The sequence below is a fragment of the Shewanella sp. MBTL60-112-B2 genome (assembly GCF_019655055.1).
Taxonomy (GTDB): Bacteria; Pseudomonadota; Gammaproteobacteria; order Enterobacterales; family Shewanellaceae; genus Shewanella.
In genome coordinates this window covers 27,773-43,433 of sequence record NZ_BPFA01000020.1, presented here as the reverse complement: position 1 = coordinate 43,433, position 15,661 = coordinate 27,773, and the positions used below count along the sequence as shown (strand labels likewise).

Genomic DNA, 15,661 nt, shown 5'->3' with positions numbered 1-15,661 from the left:
ATGGAGGCTTTACGCCAACGTATTGAGGCGGCTTTTGAAGCGCGCGCAGAGATCACACCAGCAACTGTTGAACCGAGTGTTCGCGCTGATGTTGAGAAAGCCATTGCAATGCTAGACACTGGCGAAGCCAGAGTTGCTGAAAAGATTGATGGTGAGTGGCACGTGCATCAATGGTTAAAGAAAGCGGTTTTGCTTTCTTTCCGCATTTTCGATAACCAAGTAATCGATGGCGCAGAAACCAAATACTTCGACAAAGTGCCAATGAAATTTGCCGATTATGACGAAGCTCGTTTCCGTAAAGAAGCTATTCGTGTTGTACCACCAGCTGCGGTTCGCAAGGGCTCATTTATTGGTAAGAACACAGTTCTAATGCCATCTTATGTTAACCTAGGTGCTTATGTTGATGAAGGCTCTATGGTTGATACATGGGCTACCGTAGGCTCTTGTGCACAAATTGGTAAGAATGTTCACTTGTCTGGTGGTGTCGGTATCGGTGGTGTTTTAGAGCCATTACAAGCAGGCCCAACCATTATTGAAGACAACTGCTTCATTGGTGCGCGTTCTGAAATTGTTGAGGGCGTTATCGTTGAAGAAGGTAGCGTGATTTCAATGGGCGTATACATCGGCCAAAGCACGCGTATTTTCGACCGTGAAACTGGTGAAGTTCATTACGGCCGTGTTCCTGCTGGTTCGGTGGTTGTTGCTGGTAACCTACCTTCGAAGTGTGGCACTTACAGCCTATATGCTGCCATCATCGTTAAGAAAGTTGATGAGAAGACTCGAGGTAAAGTGGGGATCAACGAGCTATTACGTATCGTAGATTAAGCCCTTATAGCTTATCGCTATAAAACGAAAAAACCCGCCTATGGCGGGTTTTTTCTTATTCTTTCACAATTGACACACTTTGACACCTATAGACACACTCTGTGCCATTCTCAACATTTTGATACAACTCTTTCACAGTTAATGAGGTGAATATAGGACATTAAGCTTTACTCAAATGTGAACCCCAATGAGAGTGAAGGAGCAAGACATGATTAAAACGTACGTTTTAGCAGGAGCCGCGCTAGCAATGTCATTTGGCGCTTCGGCAGCTATGTCACCTCAATTAGAAAACACACTTATCGCCGTTTGTAAGGCTGGAGCAAGTAATAGTGTTTTCCAATTCAACAGAACTATGAAAGAAAACCGCATCAATAAGCGTAGAGTTTTTCCGCGCTTAGTGTGTAATGGTGAAAGTTTTTATAACTTCGCTGTCAGTGCTGGAGCCGACAAAACGGCTAAGAGAATTGCCCCATACAACCAAGGAACAGTAACCATTAAAGATATCGCAATGACTGAATACGATGCAGAGATTTACGCCGTCAACTATGAATAAGGTTTTGATATAAACAATAAAAGAGGCTTAAACCTCTTTTATTGTCAGCTCATGATAACAAGATTAAATTTCAATCATTAATGTTTTAAGCTGCAAGCTCAGTATCAATAAGCTTATTCCAATGAGGTAGCCAATCTAATGCCTCTACTTCTGGTTCCATTGTTTCACCCGCGTCAATTTTTAAAAATTCACCAAGTGGTTTAGCCCCGAGTTCTTCAAATAAACTTAAGAACTGTTCACCCGCTCCGCAGTATGTCTCATAGCTTGAGTCACCCAGCGCAATTAAGCCAAATCTAAGGTTGGGTAAGTATGGTGCCTTCGACTTCATCTCATTAAACCAAGGTTGAATATCATCGGGAATATCACCCTGCCCAGTTGTGGAACATACTAGCAATAATAATTCATTCTCTGGTGGCACAAAGCCCATAAGCTGTTCAGGTTGATACAGATTTACTTCTCGACCTAATTCGAGTAATGCACCTTGCAATGTTTCTGCGACATACTGAGCACCGCCGTAAACTGTTCCAAAAACTAGATTCACTTTTTTCATGTTTTACTTCGCCTAAAAGCCATTTAGTTATATCCTTACCATACTGATAAACGTCGCGGCAAGCGTTGTCGCAATCAAGAAGTGAATGCTAACAAGGATCCACCTCAATGAGACACTCTTGCAGACAAAGACACCGAAAACATCTTCAACGTAGTGCCCACGTTCGCAGGATGTGCTACTTCCATACGGTTCAGTGCTTCAAATTAAGTATGAGTCCGATTAGTAACCTTGAACTCGACTCAAGCAAAGAGAAAACTCAACAAAAAACCTAGAATCAATAGAGAGATAAAGCATAGAGCTAAATCAATCTTTTGTAGCTAACAACGCTAAACGCAATGCCGATTATCGATTGCCTCTAAGGTATCAAGCTATGATAATCGGCAGGGGATCCACAGATAGTGTCTCCTCATGCCAACCTAGACCTTCAAATAAGGTTAACCACTCCGCCTCCAGCTCAGTTTCAACACTCATGCGCTCACCGCTTCTCGGATGGTTAAAACTCAGCTTCTTCGCGATTAACCACAATCGATTAATGCCAAAGTGGCTACGGAAGAACTTATTCTGTTTACCGTCACCATGAGTTGTATCACCAAGAATAGGGTGACGTAAATGGGCCATATGACGTCTTAATTGATGTTTACGGCCAGTGTGTGGAGAAAGCTGTACCAAGGCGAAACGACTCGTTGCATAACGACCAGATGAAAATGGGATCTCACTATTTAATAAAGGCTGATAGCTAGTTACTGCATCTTGCGCAGCCTTATTAGGATCAACATCTTTATCCCCTAGCTCATCGAGTTCCTCTTTGAGGGCATAGTCTAGCGTTGCAGCCTCATGCATATTGCCACGAACAATCGCTAAATATTCTTTCTCAACGGTATGAGCAGCAAACTGCTCGCATAGGACATTCGCCATTTCACTACTTTTAGCAAACAGTAAAATACCTGACGTAGGTCTATCTAGTCTGTGTACAGGGAATACATGGCAGCCAACAAGATCCCGGGTCAGTTGCATAGCAAAAAAACGCTCACGTCTCGCCAGATAGCTGCGATGTACTAACAAGCCTGCAGGCTTGTGGATCACAACAATATCATCATCTTCAAATAGCACTTCGATGTGCGGTGCTATCTCTTGCTCTGCATCTTGACTTAAGTCTTGTTCAAGCAAGCTTTCATCAAGTTGTTCGCTTTGGGGAGTCTTTTTAGTGTTATCACTCATTGTACGTATCTCTTGTAATACCGTTATGGTGCTTGAGTCAGCAGTGCATCAAGCTCTGTGAGCAATTGAATGATTCGCTTATACTCAATGTTAGCGGCCCACACATGTTCTGCCATTGGCGCTATCGATATCGCTGTAGGAAGCGGTATTTGATTATCTATCAAGTAATGCATTTTCGGTAAGAATATAAACTGTAACCATTGCTCAAATGGCATAACGTCGCATGCAAAAGGAGCGGTGCTCGCCAATGCTTGCTCTGTTGGCACAGCTGTACTCAATAAGCTGTGCTTGGCTAACTCTGTTTCTAAAGCTAATAGCTTCTCCCTTACAATTAAAGTAATCAATTAGCCCCTCTCACTGTCATCAATTTAATCTTTTCAACACTGGAAAATTAGCGCGAGATGATACCATCTAGACACACTTATCCCTATAATATGCGCTAATTAACCTACACTCGATAACGATATGACTCAAATAACGACCCTCAATGATTTTTTAAAAACGGCTAATACTCAATTCCAAGTTTATGACATGGGCCGTCGAGTACAACATATCGATATGATGGCATTTCATCAGATAGAAGAACTACATTGCCCCTACCCTTCGCCAATCCAAGGGCACGCGCAATTTGCCATTGTGTTTTGGGATGCCAGCCAGCAGCACTATATATGGTTTATTAAACTGCCTCTCGATGAGCGTGGATTATTGTCTCCTGCACCACGAACGCAATTCATCAAAATGATAGTCGAAGCTCTGGGACGAGATCCTACTCAGCCATTAACCGAGCAGCAGCAAGAACAGTTGGCTAACCACCCATTTAATTTTAAACCTAGCCAAGAAAAGCTGGCAGTATTTAACGCCTTAGTCCGTAAGCAACTAGCACAAAAAGCATCCCCACAATATGAGTTTGCTTATCAATACATATCTGGACAGTATCCATCTGAGCAGTGGCAAAATATCGGCTTACAAGGTATTGCAGATGTATGCGTCAGAGCCAACGAACTGGATCATCTGGCTCAGCTGACACAGGGTTTTGATAATTGGGCTACAGAGGTTCAAGTCGCGGTGTGCCAATGCTTAGAACACTTAAATATTGATGAAACGCTCGCGCTAAAAGTATTCAATAAGTTAGATAGTGCAGAAGAAAACGATAAGGCCTATTTCCTGCGTGCTTTAGCATCTCACCCGACACTAAGCCAGCAAGCTATTGCTAGCTTAAATGTCGCAAACGCATTATCTGCCGAGATGCTTATTACCATCGCCGCGCGAAACTGGTCGGCATTAAAAGATGAGCAAACTCTCACTATCTACTTAGAAGCCTTAGCAAAACAGCAACAACACTTCTTTAACCAGATTTTTGCTGATATTGTGGCTATTCCATTAATTCGCACGCAGCTACTCGCTCAACTACGCAACCCAAATCGTAGCTCAGAGCTTGCAACTGCAATTGGCGGTTTGTTCAAGGTAACGAAAGGATGATGACAGATTTTTTGATTATTGCCGCAGTAGTAATGGTTGCTGCTTTTTTTTGGCAATTAAGGCAAATGGCTGAAATAAGCAGAGTTTTTACTAATAAAGAGTGCCAAAAGCAAAAAGTTCAACTGCTTGCGATCGCGCAAGAGTCCGCAAAGCCTAGCCTTGGCGGCAGCAGCGGATTGACCTGGAAAGTCAAATACCTATTCGAATTTAGCACCGATGGTATCAACCAGTATCGTGGCAATTTATGGATGCACGGTAAGAAGATACAAAAAATACAATGGCCAATCTTCCCTGAGCCTGAGTGGAGTGAAGCACCAGAAGCTAAGGGTTCACTAGGTGGTGGTTGTGGTGGTGGACGCTCTCGAGGTGGTTGTAATTCAGGTCGTTGTAAATAAACCTTCGCAACTCAAGCCCTAAATGAAGTAAAGGCACGGCCCCAGAGGAGACGTGCCTTTTCTATTTTTGTGTAAGCTCATCCTGCTATATGAGTGCTCCCTGCACCATCCATGCGTAACCTTGCTCCTGCATCGTCCATGAATCTTTCTCATCCTTGTACCTTAGGGTACATGTCCATTTTTCTCGGTATTCCATTTACCAAGCTTGCTCTATCCTGAGCGTGTCCAATGGTCATCCTTGAGAGTCCATTCAAGTACTATCCTTAGCATTCTACCTTCCTAGGTAGTAAACCTTCCTTCCTGGAGTGTTTAGCCGCTCCTTGGTCGCATCCTTTAGGTGTCATTCCTTAACACCAGATCATCCTTAATCTTTGAGATAACATGCTTCCTTGCACATCTAAATATTAATTCCAAAAACTAACCAAATAAAGCGGTTAAACATTTATTTAACATGACTGTTATAAACCACTAGTATTTCCATATACCCTAAACAACTGTATTTAATCAATTTATGTTTAAAACTTAAGTACAAACAGCCATATTTAGGACTAATTTCTCACGAACTTGTAAGAGATATCTCACAGCAAACCGCCTAATAGTCCTCACTAAGGACTAAACACTAAACAAAGAAAGAAAGGGCGTACCTTTCGGTACGCCCTAGCACTACTTTATTTTAGCTTTCCCGCTATTAATGTGCATTCCCTGCATCATCCTTGGTTAACTTGCTTCCTGCATCTTCCTTGTAAATCCATTTATATCCTTGTACTTACGTACTGATTCCTTTCATTAGCTTATCCTAAGCTAAATTCCTCTTCCTGAGGTTGTCCTTCTTGCATCCTGCAAAACCATTATTTTCAACTAAAAAAGCTTTATCAGCATACCTTTAGGTAAAAATAATCGAACTTTCTACTAAACAACGAGAAAGAGTTAAATACTATCCTTAGTACTCGTCTCTTTCTGATGATAAGTTTACTCATAACCATAGTTTTTTTCTGCCAACACAGCGAAAGAACAATATTGCAACCAAATAGCAACACAAAAGCAAACAGTTAAGTCGCTGATATAACTGCTTTTTATATTCTCCCCTGACTTTAACCTCCACCTTGGCTAACTTATCTCCCACAATAAGGTGAGAGATCTCGCACATAAAAACTATCCCAAAACGAATATATGATTACTTTCTGTGACTTAGCGCTCTATACAGCATTAGCCAATCAGCCATAAAGCTATATAAAGGGTACTCAAAGGTCGCCGGTCTATTTTTTTCAAATACAAAATGCCCAACCCATGCAAAGCCATAACCTATAACTGGTAATAGCAACAGCATGGCCCATTGCGCACTCACCACACTATAAATGAACGTTAGGATCACCAAACTACTGCCTATGTAATGAAGCGCTCGGCATGTTTTATCTTGATGTTGTGACAAGTAAAACGGATAGAACTCTGTAAAAGAGGAATAACGCTTATTCATTTACCAGCCCCCTATAGAACAGTAGCTCCCCGCGCACTTTACCTATACTAATAGGCTCTATCATTTCGAAACCATGCTGTGTAAATAACTTAATATGAGCGGAGTGATTGGCAAACACTCCTACACCATCAAGGTGAGGTTGTTCATCGCACCAACTCAGTACCGCATTCACCAGCAGACCGCCATAGCCCTTACCTTGCTCATTATTGGCTATCGCGATAAATTGCAAAATACCGCACTGCTTACTGGGCAAGTTTTCTATTATTTGGTTTTCTTTATTAATCAGGGCTTGGGTTGATTGCCAACCTGTACTCAAAAGCATTTTTAACCGCCAATGCCAATAACGAGCTTCACCTAAAGGAACTTGTTGAGTCACAATACAAGCCACTCCTACCAATCGCTCCCCGTCAAACATACCTATCAGCGCTTGCTCCTGTTGCCACAGTTCATTCAGCTCTTCTCTGATTGCACCACGCAGTTTTTGTTCATACTGTGCTTGGTCACCGGTAAAAAGGGTTTCAATAAAGAAAGGGTCATCGTGGTAGGCGTTATAAAGAATGGAGGCCGCAATACGTAAATCTTCTGCAGTTAAATATACAGCGCGGCATTCTTCCATGGCTTGATTTTCCATTGCAAGTTCCTTGATCTAGATCACACTCACCCAATGTATCAAGCTGTTGAGAAAGTGCAATTAATAATCAACTAAAAGTACTAATGCCGATAATTTTACAGATACAAGCAGTCGAGAATATTGCAGCCAATTCTGCTATTTCGACCATACTTACTGAAAGCAACAAAACTTGCAGGAATGAAGATGGATATGACTACAGAAAACTTTACCAACTTGTTTTTGCAGCTAGGGCTTGAAAACGATGAGGCAGCAATAGAGAAGTTTATTAACGATCATCACCTTCCTGATTCGGTGAAGCTATATGAGGCACCATTTTGGAATACAGCTCAAAAGCATTTCTTAATTGAATCACTAGCACAAGATGCCCAATGGTCGGAAGTAATCGATCACTTGGACACCTTGCTGAGAAAATAATCTTTTCTAGATCTTGCTGTAAGCCATTTCGCCCCAGCCAACTACGGCATTATTACTAATGACGACAGGTGTGCATTCATCTTTTGTGGTTTTACCGTCGCTATGGGTACGTTGCGTACGATAGAAAAGTACATAAACTTCTTTATCTTGTTGAATATATGCTTCGTTAAAATCAGCGGTCCCCATCAAGGTTGTCACTTGAGCTTTCGACATACCTAAAGCAACCTTTGACAGGTTTTTACGGTTGCTATCTTGAACCTTTTCCCACGATCCATTGTTATCCCAATCAGATTCTCCATCACCAACATTGACCACGCAGCCTGTTAGCCCTAAGCTTGCAATCCCAAAAAATGCTAAACCTAATAATTTATTTTTCACTTTAACGTCCTGTATTAATATTGTTTTTAGTTTTATGTTAAAAGCAATTAACATACCAAGTTTCAACCCACTGTTTTACTTGGGTTTATTGGTTTTTAGACTGGCTTTTTTAACGATTAAAGTAATGAACATACTAAATGAGTAAGGAATTTGACTAACCATGAGTCCATTAGACCAAGTGCTTGCAGCTGCCAAAAGGATCAGTGATGAAGGCAGAGCTCCGACACTCGCACTCATTAAAACAAAGCTCGGTACGAGTATTCCAATGCGGGTCTTAATCCAAGGGTTACAGCAATTTAAATCCATGAACGCAGAAGATATAGCAGCGCTTTCTGCGCAGCTTTCAATAACTGAAGTGGACAGTGAGCCAGAAAAAATAGCATTAGGACAAACTCAAAAAATCGAAAAGCTCGAACAGGAGCTTGCAGAGCTAAGACTCGAATTCAGTTTACTAAAAACACAATTTAGCCAATTAGAAAGTCGATTGGTAGAGACTAAAGGATACGACAACTGATGCATGTGGTTGAGTTAAGATTTGAATGCTTTGATGACACGACCATCAGCGCAGCTGAAAAAGCGATAAACGGCCTACTTGAAGCCTATCGCGCTAATGGCCAAGTGTTAGGACGCGAATTCGCCGTCGCCTTTAATGAAGGTGAGTTTAAAGCGCGTATGTTAACGCCTGAAAAAAGCAGCTTATCAAAGCGCTTCAATAGCCCATGGGTAAATAGTGCACTAGAAGAATTAACCGAAGCAAAATTACTCGCACCACGAGAAAAATATATCGGCCAAGACATTAACTCTGAGGTCTCGAGCCAAGACACTCCAAGCTGGCAACTACTTTATACTAGCTACGTTCATATGTGCTCACCACTGCGAAACGGTGACACATTGCAGCCTATTCCACTGTATCAAATTCCGGCAACAGCCAATGGCGATCATAAACGTATGATCCGCTGGCAAACGGAATGGCAAGCCTGTGATGAACTTCAGATGGCTGCGGCGACAAAAGCAGAATTTGCAGCATTGGAGGAGTTAACTAGCCATCAGAGCGATCTGTTTAGGCGCGGCTGGGATTTACGTGGAAGAGTCGAATATTTAACTAACATTCCGACTTATTACTATTTGTATCGTGTAGGCGGCGAAAGTCTGGCTGTAGAAAAGCAGCGCCCTTGCCCAAAGTGTGGCAGTAAAGAGTGGTTACTCGACGAACCTTTGTTAGATATGTTCCATTTTCGCTGCGACACTTGCCGTATCGTGTCTAATATCTCATGGGATCACTTATAATAATCGCTAACCTAAAAAAAATGGCTCAATCTGTATTGAGCCATTTTTGTTATCAAGTCTATCTAGCGATTACTTGCCGCGTAAATTATTCCACATCAGCTTCATACGCTGCCAAATACCGGGATGGTCTAGCTCTGGCATTGACTCCTCTATCGGCTTCACTGGCGGCGTGACTCTAGGTGTAAGTAAGCTAATAAATTCATCCAATGACTCAGCAAGCTTAGTGCTTTGAACCTCGCCAGGGATCTCAACCCAGACACTACCGTCGGCATTATTTACCGTTAGCATCTTGTCTTCATCGTCTAGCACACCAATAAACCAAGTCGCTTGCTGCTTCAGCTTCTTCTTCATCATTAAATGACCGATGATGTTCTGTTGCAGGTATTCAAAGTCGGTTTGATTCCACACCTGAATAAGCTCACCACTGCCCCATTGTGATTCAAAAAACAGTGGCGCTGAAAAATGACGACCATAAAATGCATTTATATCCGCTTGCAAACTCAACTCAAGCGCTGTTTCAACATTATCGAATTGACCTAGTGGTTGGCGTACAACCCCTTGCCAAAATACGGCACCGTCACTGTCCATCTCACCTACAATGCAGTCAGACTCTTGCTCTTGGGCATAATATCGAGGGCGTTCACCCAGTTGATCTATGTAGGCTTGTTGATATTTAGATAAAAAAAGATCTAAAGCGGGTAAAGAAGACACTGAAGACAGTTCCAAATCAGTTATAATGGGGGTCTATTTTGACATGGAAACCGTATTGATGACACAACATCATGATCCCTATAGTAACGCACCCGAACTTTCAGAGTTAACATTAGGAAAGTCGACAGGTTATCAAGAGCAGTATGATGCATCTTTACTTCAAGGCGTACCGCGTAAGTTAAACCGTGATGCAATTGGCCTTACTCAAGATCTACCATTTCATGGCTGCGATATCTGGACAGGCTATGAGCTCTCTTGGCTAAATGCCAAGGGCAAGCCTATGGTTGCCATCGCCGAGTTTAGCCTAAGTTTTGACAGTAAAAACCTCATCGAATCTAAGTCTTTCAAGCTGTACTTAAATAGCTATAACCAGACTCGATTTGATAGCCTACTCGATGTACAAGAGCGCTTAACTCAAGATCTAAGCCTGTGTGCAGAAGGTGAAGTCACAGTAAAAGTTATCGAACCTAAGCAGTTTCACCACCTACGCGTAGTTGAAATGCCAGGCACTTGCATTGATGATTTAGACATTGAAGTCGATGATTATAGTTTCAACCCTGACTATTTAGTTGATAGCGTCGATAACAAAGCAATTGTTGCCGAAACTCTGACATCAAACCTGCTTAAATCAAACTGCTTAATTACCTCGCAGCCAGATTGGGGCACTGTGATGATCCGCTATCAAGGGCCTAAGATTGACCGTGAAAAGCTACTGAGATATTTAATCTCATTTAGACAACACAATGAGTTTCACGAGCAATGTGTTGAGCGTATTTTCGTTGACCTTAAACGTTTCTGCCAATGTGCAAAACTCACAGTTTACGCACGTTATACCCGTCGTGGCGGCTTAGATATCAACCCTTATCGTAGCGACTTTGAGAACCCGGCAGAGAATCAACGTCTAGCGAGACAATAACTCCAAAAAAAGACCTGTAACCAATTACAGGTCTTTTTCGTTTATCTGCATCTTTAACTCACTTTTTAGCGTTTCGCTATCGCTTGATTAAGTAAATCTCTTAACCAGATATTGGCAGGGTTTTGTTCAAGCTTTTGGCTCCAAACCATATAATATTCAATTGGCTCAGCCGCAAAAGGCAGCTCAAACACCTGTAGTCCAAACAACTCAGCATATTCATCGGTGTAAGATTTAGACGCAATAGCTAAAGCATCACTTTTGGCAGCGACTGACATCATGCTTAGGATCGACGATTGTTCACTGTGCATCTGCCTCGCGGGTAAAACCTGCTTAGTGAGCAGGTCGGCAACACTTAGGTTGTATCGGCGCATTTTAAAAATAATATGCTTTTCATTAAAGTATTGCTCTTGAGTTAACACACCCTGGATCCTCGGGTGAGCATTTCTAGCCACACACACTAATTTATCCTGCATCACCTTTTGACTTTTAAATGAAGTCGACTCAGGCAACCAAATATCCAAGGCTAAATCGACTTTCTCCAATTGCAGGTCCATCTGCAACTCTTCTTCTATTAACGGCGGCTCACGAAATACAATATTGATTGCTAACCCTTGCAGCACTTGCTCAACTTGGCCTTGTAGAAGTTGTATTGCTGACTCACTGGCATACACATAAAAAGTACGCTCACTCGAGGCCGCGTCGAATGCTTCAAAACTCGTGGCCACTTGCTCTATCGTTGACATAGCGGGTGCAAGTTGTTGATAAAGATCCATTGCACTCGCCGTGGGCTTAACTCCCCTGCCCACTCGAATAAATAACTCCTGCCCAACGACAGTCTTTAATCTGGCAACCGCATTGCTTACCGATGACTGGGTTAAGTCGAGCTCTTCTGCTGCTCGGCTAAATGAAGAGGTTCGGTAAACGGCGGTAAAGACCCTAAATAAATTAAGATCAAATGCTTTTTGCTGTGACATAAACCCAACTACTCCTATTAGCAAAACAGACGACTCTACTCATTAGCCCTATCTTTTGGTCCGCCCGCTTAAATATTCATAATATAAATAATAAGAACTAAGTTAGCCTTAATTATTAATCAGTTCAAGTTACCTATACTGGCTTCAATTAAGTAGATGTCTCACTAGTGAGCTAAGCACTAATTGCAATATTGAGACATAAGGCTTTGAACCGATTTAATCTTACGAGGGTACATTATGAAACAGACTCTAATCGCTATCTCAATCATGTCGCTTTTTTCATTCAATACACTAGCGGCCCAGCATGAACATGATCACATCACGGTCCATTACCAAGGTAAAGATGCCACCGAGCACACGATTGCTCACAATCAGGCCGTAGCGGACACCCTTAATTTTGCCGATACCCGCGCATTCGAGCAATCTTCCAAGAACCTCGTTGCCAAGTTTGATAAAGCCACAGCCGATATTTTAAGGGCCGAGTTTGCCTTTATCAGCGATAAGACACCTGACTCGGTGAATCCTTCACTCTATCGTCAAGCTCAGCTCAATATGGTGCCTAATGGCTTGTATAAAGTCAGCGACGGTATTTACCAAGTGCGCGGTACCGACTTATCTAATCTAACGCTTATCCGCAGTGACAATGGTTGGATAGCTTACGATGTGCTATTAACCAAGGAAGCGGCTAAAGCATCACTTCAATTTGCATTAAAAAATCTGCCGCAAGATGGCGACTTGCCCGTTGTAGCTATGATTTACTCCCATAGCCACGCCGATCATTTTGGCGGCTCTCGGGGTATTCAAGAGATGTTTCCTAACGTCAAAGTCTACGGCTCAGATAACATCACCAAAGAGATTGTTGATGAGAACGTGCTTGCCGGTAACGCCATGAGCCGCCGCGCCGCTTATCAATATGGTGCAACACTGGGTAAGCATGACCACGGTATTGTCGATGCCGCGTTAGGCAAAGGCTTATCAAAAGGTGAAATTACCTACGTTGCTCCTGACTACACCTTAAATGGTGAAGGTAAGTGGGAAACTCTAACGATTGATGGTCTAGAAATGGTGTTTATGGATGCTTCGGGTACAGAAGCTGAATCTGAAATGATCACCTATATTCCCTCTAAAAAGGCACTTTGGACAGGAGAGCTGACTTACCAAGGCATGCATAATATCTACACTTTGCGCGGCGCCAAAGTACGTGATGCGCTGAAATGGTCGAAAGACATAAATGAGATGATTAATGCCTTCGGCCAAGATGCAGAAGTGCTGTTTGCCTCGCACTCGGCGCCGGTTTGGGGCAACCAAGAAATCAATGAGTTCCTACGTCTCCAACGTGACAACTATGGCTTAGTGCACAACCAGACCTTGAGGCTGGCAAATGATGGCGTAGGCATTCAAGATATTGGCGATGCTATTCAAGATACCATCCCAGAGTCTATCTATAAGACATGGCACACCAACGGTTACCACGGCACATATAGCCATAACGCCAAGGCGGTGTACAACAAGTACTTAGGTTACTTTGATATGAACCCTGCCAACCTTAATCCGCTGCCTACCAAGCTTGAATCTGCCAAGTTTGTGGAATACATGGGCGGTGCCGATGCAGCGGTTAAACGCGCTAAGAATGACTACGCACAGGGTGAATATCGCTTTGTAGCGACAGCATTAAACAAGGTAGTAATGGCCGAACCAGAAAATGATGAAGCGCGTCAATTACTAGCAGACACTTATGAGCAGCTTGGCTACCAATCTGAAGGTGCTGGCTGGAGAAACATCTATCTGACTGGTGCACAAGAGCTCAGAGTGGGTATTCAAGCGGGCGCGCCCAAAACAGCATCTGCAGATGTTATCAGTGAAATGGATATGCCAACACTGTTTGACTTCCTAGCGGTTAAAATTGACAGCCAACTAGCAGCTAAGCACGGCTTAGTGAAGATGAACGTCATTACGCCTGATACTAAAGACATCCTCTACATAGAGCTGAGTAACGGTAACTTAAGCAATGCTGTGGTCGATAAAGAGCAACAGGCAGATGCGAACCTTATAGTCAACAAAGCTGATGTCAACCGCATTCTACTCGGACAGGTAACCTTAAAAGAGCTGCTAGCAAGCGGCGATGCCAAGCTCACAGGAGATAAAACGGCCTTTAGTAAAATTGCCGATAGCATGGTCGAGTTTGAGCCAGACTTTGAGATTGTCCCAACTCCAGTCAACTAGCTAACGCTAAATCTCAGTAAACAAAAATGAGGCGCATTAGCGCCTCATTTATACTGCTGCTGAAGATGACGGTATTAACCCGTTCTTTAACGCGCACTTTAACGAGAGCTTAAACTATTACTTTGCTGCTCTATAGTGAAAGGCTATAAGCTTGCTAACAAACTCGGCAGGTTTATCAGCTTAGCTTTGATACTTGCTTGCTGACACTGACCAACACTTACCGCAAAACGATAACTGTCATCCAGATCCCCAAGCCAGCAATGCCAATCCTTAGCAGGCCGCATTAATTGTGGCAGCGGATCATTTCCAGCTTGTTTATCATCACTCGCTTGTTGTAGCGAAAGACCGATATTGTGTTTACAAGGAAGCTGCTGAATATCGGATCTACCTTTACTTGCCGCTGTATAATTAAGGCTTTGGGTCACATCAAGTTCGATGGACGTTTCAATTAAAGAAGAAAAATCAAAGGCGAATGATTTGAGTGATAGAGCCAAACCTGAGCCCTTTGCTTTAATATAAGATTCTTTAAGCGCCCATAAATCAAAGAACCGTGCCCGTTGCAACTCTTGTGGCAGAGCTAAAAGAGCGGCCTGTTCAGGCTCTGAGAAGTAATGACTAAGAATCGAATGAATATTGGTGCTGCTGCGGCAACGCTCAATATCTACCCCAAACTCTAACGAGTGCGCAGCTAAACCTTGCAGCTCACAGATCCCAACGACTAACCAATCACCACTATGGCTCAAATTAAAGTGAAGACCCGTTTGCAAAAACTGCTCATCGCTTAATCTAGGCTTTCCCTTCTCACCGTATTTGAAGCGCCATTCATCGGGCTGTAAATTAGCCTGTTGCGATAACAGATGTGAAACTTGTTTTGATAATAGTGCACGCAGGAAGCCTCTAACGAGCAAGCCTTGTTCTTTTGCACTTTGCTTTATGTAGCGATTAACCTTATCGGTTTCATCTTGCGGTAACCATGACTGGAGAATAGCTTTTGTTGCTTCAGTCAGTTCGGCCTCAATCAAGTGGCAAAAATATAAAGTGATCTGTGGACGTTCTAGCAAGAGGCTCTCAAATTCAAAGCGTGAGTGGATGCACTATTGTGGCTTGTTTAGCTATAAATAAATAGTCCTACTGACAGCACGATTAGCAACCTGCAGGCTTGTGTTCTACATGGGCTTTTGTTTATTTGAACTTTTACGACTTGCCCAAGTCTGAGTATTCACAGTATTAAGTTATTTTCTTTTATACTCATAGAAAATCAGACAAATAATATCTGCTATCTAGGTGCAATTGTCTGTTATTTCCCGGCCATAAACACCATTAATGCTATTTGCCAACAGCTAAACAAGTAAAAAGATAATTCACTGCGTAAATTAAAAGTTACAAATCTAAAATTGTTCCTCCAAAGCCCGCGTGACTTAAAATACAACACAAGCAAAGACAAAATAAAAACCTTAAAAATCAACATAATAAATAATGTAATACATAATAATGTATACATAATTCAATCTAAACGAATTTACCAGCAAAACCACTTGCAGCGCAATCCACCACCAAAAAACAACCACCTAGCAACATAAACTACACATCTAGAGATTTGCAGCCCTTACAACTGTTATCAACTTGAAAAGAT

Annotated in this window: 18 protein-coding genes; 9 read left to right on the top strand and 9 right to left on the bottom strand. The window is 42.4% G+C overall.

The annotated features are described in order from the left end of the window. Together dapD and K5Q73_RS13275 are read left to right on the top strand one after the other, a co-directional pair. A complete protein-coding gene (dapD, locus tag K5Q73_RS13280) occupies window positions 1–825 on the top strand; it encodes a 2,3,4,5-tetrahydropyridine-2,6-dicarboxylate N-succinyltransferase (protein WP_220763681.1) in 825 nt (274 codons plus the stop codon). Window positions 826–1,033: 208 nt separating this feature from the next. Then, window positions 1,034–1,378 carry a DUF3718 domain-containing protein gene (locus K5Q73_RS13275; RefSeq protein WP_220763679.1) on the top strand — a complete coding sequence of 115 codons (345 nt, stop codon included), beginning with the start codon at window positions 1,034–1,036 and terminating at the stop codon, window positions 1,376–1,378. Window positions 1,379–1,463: 85 nt separating this feature from the next. Here the strand turns inward: K5Q73_RS13275 and K5Q73_RS13270 are convergent, their stop codons facing one another. The 3 genes from K5Q73_RS13270 to K5Q73_RS13260 all read right to left on the bottom strand — a co-directional run bounded on the left by K5Q73_RS13270 (window position 1,464) and on the right by K5Q73_RS13260 (window position 3,490). Beyond that, window positions 1,464–1,928: a flavodoxin gene (locus K5Q73_RS13270; protein ID WP_220763677.1), complete on the bottom strand. Its 465-nt coding sequence runs from the start codon at window positions 1,926–1,928 to the stop codon at window positions 1,464–1,466. A 363-nt stretch (window positions 1,929–2,291) separates the two neighbouring features. After that, window positions 2,292–3,146 carry a tRNA pseudouridine(65) synthase TruC gene (gene truC / locus K5Q73_RS13265; protein WP_220763675.1) on the bottom strand — a complete coding sequence of 285 codons (855 nt, stop codon included), beginning with the start codon at window positions 3,144–3,146 and terminating at the stop codon, window positions 2,292–2,294. A gap of 23 nt (window positions 3,147–3,169) precedes the next feature. Continuing rightward, window positions 3,170–3,490 carry a YqcC family protein gene (locus tag K5Q73_RS13260; RefSeq protein WP_220763673.1) on the bottom strand — a complete coding sequence of 107 codons (321 nt, stop codon included), beginning with the start codon at window positions 3,488–3,490 and terminating at the stop codon, window positions 3,170–3,172. A gap of 121 nt (window positions 3,491–3,611) precedes the next feature. Here K5Q73_RS13260 and K5Q73_RS13255 point away from each other — a divergent pair, with 121 nt between their 5' ends. Continuing rightward, complete coding sequence (locus tag K5Q73_RS13255; RefSeq protein ID WP_220763671.1) at window positions 3,612–4,625, top strand: DUF3549 family protein; 1,014 nt, start codon at window positions 3,612–3,614, stop codon at window positions 4,623–4,625. Continuing rightward, a complete protein-coding gene (locus tag K5Q73_RS13250) occupies window positions 4,622–5,020 on the top strand; it encodes a DUF3301 domain-containing protein (protein ID WP_220763669.1) in 399 nt (132 codons plus the stop codon). The genes K5Q73_RS13255 and K5Q73_RS13250 overlap by 4 nt, the downstream gene beginning before the upstream one ends. 1,174 nt (window positions 5,021–6,194) lie before the next feature. On the opposite strand, the gene K5Q73_RS13245 is transcribed toward K5Q73_RS13250, so the two are convergent. Beyond that, entirely contained in the window at window positions 6,195–6,494 is a 300-nt protein-coding gene (locus K5Q73_RS13245) for a DUF962 domain-containing protein (RefSeq protein ID WP_220763666.1), read from the bottom strand. Further along, a complete protein-coding gene (locus tag K5Q73_RS13240) occupies window positions 6,487–7,125 on the bottom strand; it encodes a GNAT family N-acetyltransferase (protein WP_220763664.1) in 639 nt (212 codons plus the stop codon). Before K5Q73_RS13240 ends, K5Q73_RS13245 begins: the two co-directional genes overlap by 8 nt. Window positions 7,126–7,308: 183 nt before the next feature. On the opposite strand from K5Q73_RS13240, the gene K5Q73_RS13235 reads away from it, so the two are divergent. Beyond that, window positions 7,309–7,539 (top strand): DUF2789 domain-containing protein, encoded by a 231-nt coding sequence (locus K5Q73_RS13235; protein WP_220763657.1) that lies wholly within the window; start codon window positions 7,309–7,311, stop codon window positions 7,537–7,539. Window positions 7,540–7,545: 6 nt separating this feature from the next. Here K5Q73_RS13235 and K5Q73_RS13230 read toward each other — a convergent pair whose 3' ends face one another. Then, on the bottom strand, window positions 7,546–7,971 hold the full coding sequence (locus K5Q73_RS13230; protein WP_374706851.1) for a DUF3192 domain-containing protein: 426 nt from the start codon (window positions 7,969–7,971) through the stop codon (window positions 7,546–7,548). 106 nt (window positions 7,972–8,077) lie between these two features. On the opposite strand from K5Q73_RS13230, the gene K5Q73_RS13225 reads away from it, so the two are divergent. Then, window positions 8,078–8,431: a hypothetical protein gene (locus K5Q73_RS13225; RefSeq protein ID WP_220763655.1), complete on the top strand. Its 354-nt coding sequence runs from the start codon at window positions 8,078–8,080 to the stop codon at window positions 8,429–8,431. Continuing rightward, entirely contained in the window at window positions 8,431–9,204 is a 774-nt protein-coding gene (locus K5Q73_RS13220; protein ID WP_220763653.1) for a Zn-ribbon-containing protein, read from the top strand. Before K5Q73_RS13225 ends, K5Q73_RS13220 begins: the two co-directional genes overlap by 1 nt. A gap of 69 nt (window positions 9,205–9,273) precedes the next feature. Here the strand turns inward: K5Q73_RS13220 and syd are convergent, their stop codons facing one another. Continuing rightward, window positions 9,274–9,915: a SecY-interacting protein gene (syd, locus tag K5Q73_RS13215; RefSeq protein ID WP_220763650.1), complete on the bottom strand. Its 642-nt coding sequence runs from the start codon at window positions 9,913–9,915 to the stop codon at window positions 9,274–9,276. Window positions 9,916–9,973: 58 nt separating this feature from the next. On the opposite strand from syd, the gene queF reads away from it, so the two are divergent. Next, on the top strand, window positions 9,974–10,831 hold the full coding sequence (gene queF, locus K5Q73_RS13210; protein ID WP_220763648.1) for an NADPH-dependent 7-cyano-7-deazaguanine reductase QueF: 858 nt from the start codon (window positions 9,974–9,976) through the stop codon (window positions 10,829–10,831). Between the two features lie 65 nt (window positions 10,832–10,896). On the opposite strand, the gene K5Q73_RS13205 is transcribed toward queF, so the two are convergent. Next, complete coding sequence (locus K5Q73_RS13205) at window positions 10,897–11,805, bottom strand: LysR family transcriptional regulator (RefSeq protein WP_220763639.1); 909 nt, start codon at window positions 11,803–11,805, stop codon at window positions 10,897–10,899. 237 nt (window positions 11,806–12,042) lie between these two features. Between K5Q73_RS13205 and K5Q73_RS13200 the strand changes: the two genes are divergently transcribed. Next, entirely contained in the window at window positions 12,043–14,028 is a 1,986-nt protein-coding gene (locus K5Q73_RS13200; protein WP_220763637.1) for an alkyl/aryl-sulfatase, read from the top strand. 143 nt (window positions 14,029–14,171) lie between these two features. Here the strand turns inward: K5Q73_RS13200 and K5Q73_RS13195 are convergent, their stop codons facing one another. Beyond that, on the bottom strand, window positions 14,172–15,089 hold the full coding sequence (locus tag K5Q73_RS13195) for a 4'-phosphopantetheinyl transferase superfamily protein (protein WP_220763620.1): 918 nt from the start codon (window positions 15,087–15,089) through the stop codon (window positions 14,172–14,174). Between the last annotated feature and the right edge of the window lie 572 nt (window positions 15,090–15,661).

Coding starts and splice junctions, on each gene's coding strand:
- dapD (WP_220763681.1), top strand. CDS start 1: ATGGAGGCTTTACGCCAACGTATTGAGGCGGCTTTTGAAGCGCGCGCA.
- K5Q73_RS13275 (WP_220763679.1), top strand. CDS start 1,034: ATGATTAAAACGTACGTTTTAGCAGGAGCCGCGCTAGCAATGTCATTT.
- K5Q73_RS13270 (WP_220763677.1), bottom strand. CDS start 1,928: ATGAAAAAAGTGAATCTAGTTTTTGGAACAGTTTACGGCGGTGCTCAG.
- truC (WP_220763675.1), bottom strand. CDS start 3,146: ATGAGTGATAACACTAAAAAGACTCCCCAAAGCGAACAACTTGATGAA.
- K5Q73_RS13255 (WP_220763671.1), top strand. CDS start 3,612: ATGACTCAAATAACGACCCTCAATGATTTTTTAAAAACGGCTAATACT.
- K5Q73_RS13250 (WP_220763669.1), top strand. CDS start 4,622: ATGATGACAGATTTTTTGATTATTGCCGCAGTAGTAATGGTTGCTGCT.
- K5Q73_RS13245 (WP_220763666.1), bottom strand. CDS start 6,494: ATGAATAAGCGTTATTCCTCTTTTACAGAGTTCTATCCGTTTTACTTG.
- K5Q73_RS13240 (WP_220763664.1), bottom strand. CDS start 7,125: ATGGAAAATCAAGCCATGGAAGAATGCCGCGCTGTATATTTAACTGCA.
- K5Q73_RS13235 (WP_220763657.1), top strand. CDS start 7,309: ATGGATATGACTACAGAAAACTTTACCAACTTGTTTTTGCAGCTAGGG.
- K5Q73_RS13230 (WP_374706851.1), bottom strand. CDS start 7,971: ATGTTAATTGCTTTTAACATAAAACTAAAAACAATATTAATACAGGAC.
- K5Q73_RS13225 (WP_220763655.1), top strand. CDS start 8,078: ATGAGTCCATTAGACCAAGTGCTTGCAGCTGCCAAAAGGATCAGTGAT.
- K5Q73_RS13220 (WP_220763653.1), top strand. CDS start 8,431: ATGCATGTGGTTGAGTTAAGATTTGAATGCTTTGATGACACGACCATC.
- queF (WP_220763648.1), top strand. CDS start 9,974: ATGACACAACATCATGATCCCTATAGTAACGCACCCGAACTTTCAGAG.
- K5Q73_RS13205 (WP_220763639.1), bottom strand. CDS start 11,805: ATGTCACAGCAAAAAGCATTTGATCTTAATTTATTTAGGGTCTTTACC.
- K5Q73_RS13200 (WP_220763637.1), top strand. CDS start 12,043: ATGAAACAGACTCTAATCGCTATCTCAATCATGTCGCTTTTTTCATTC.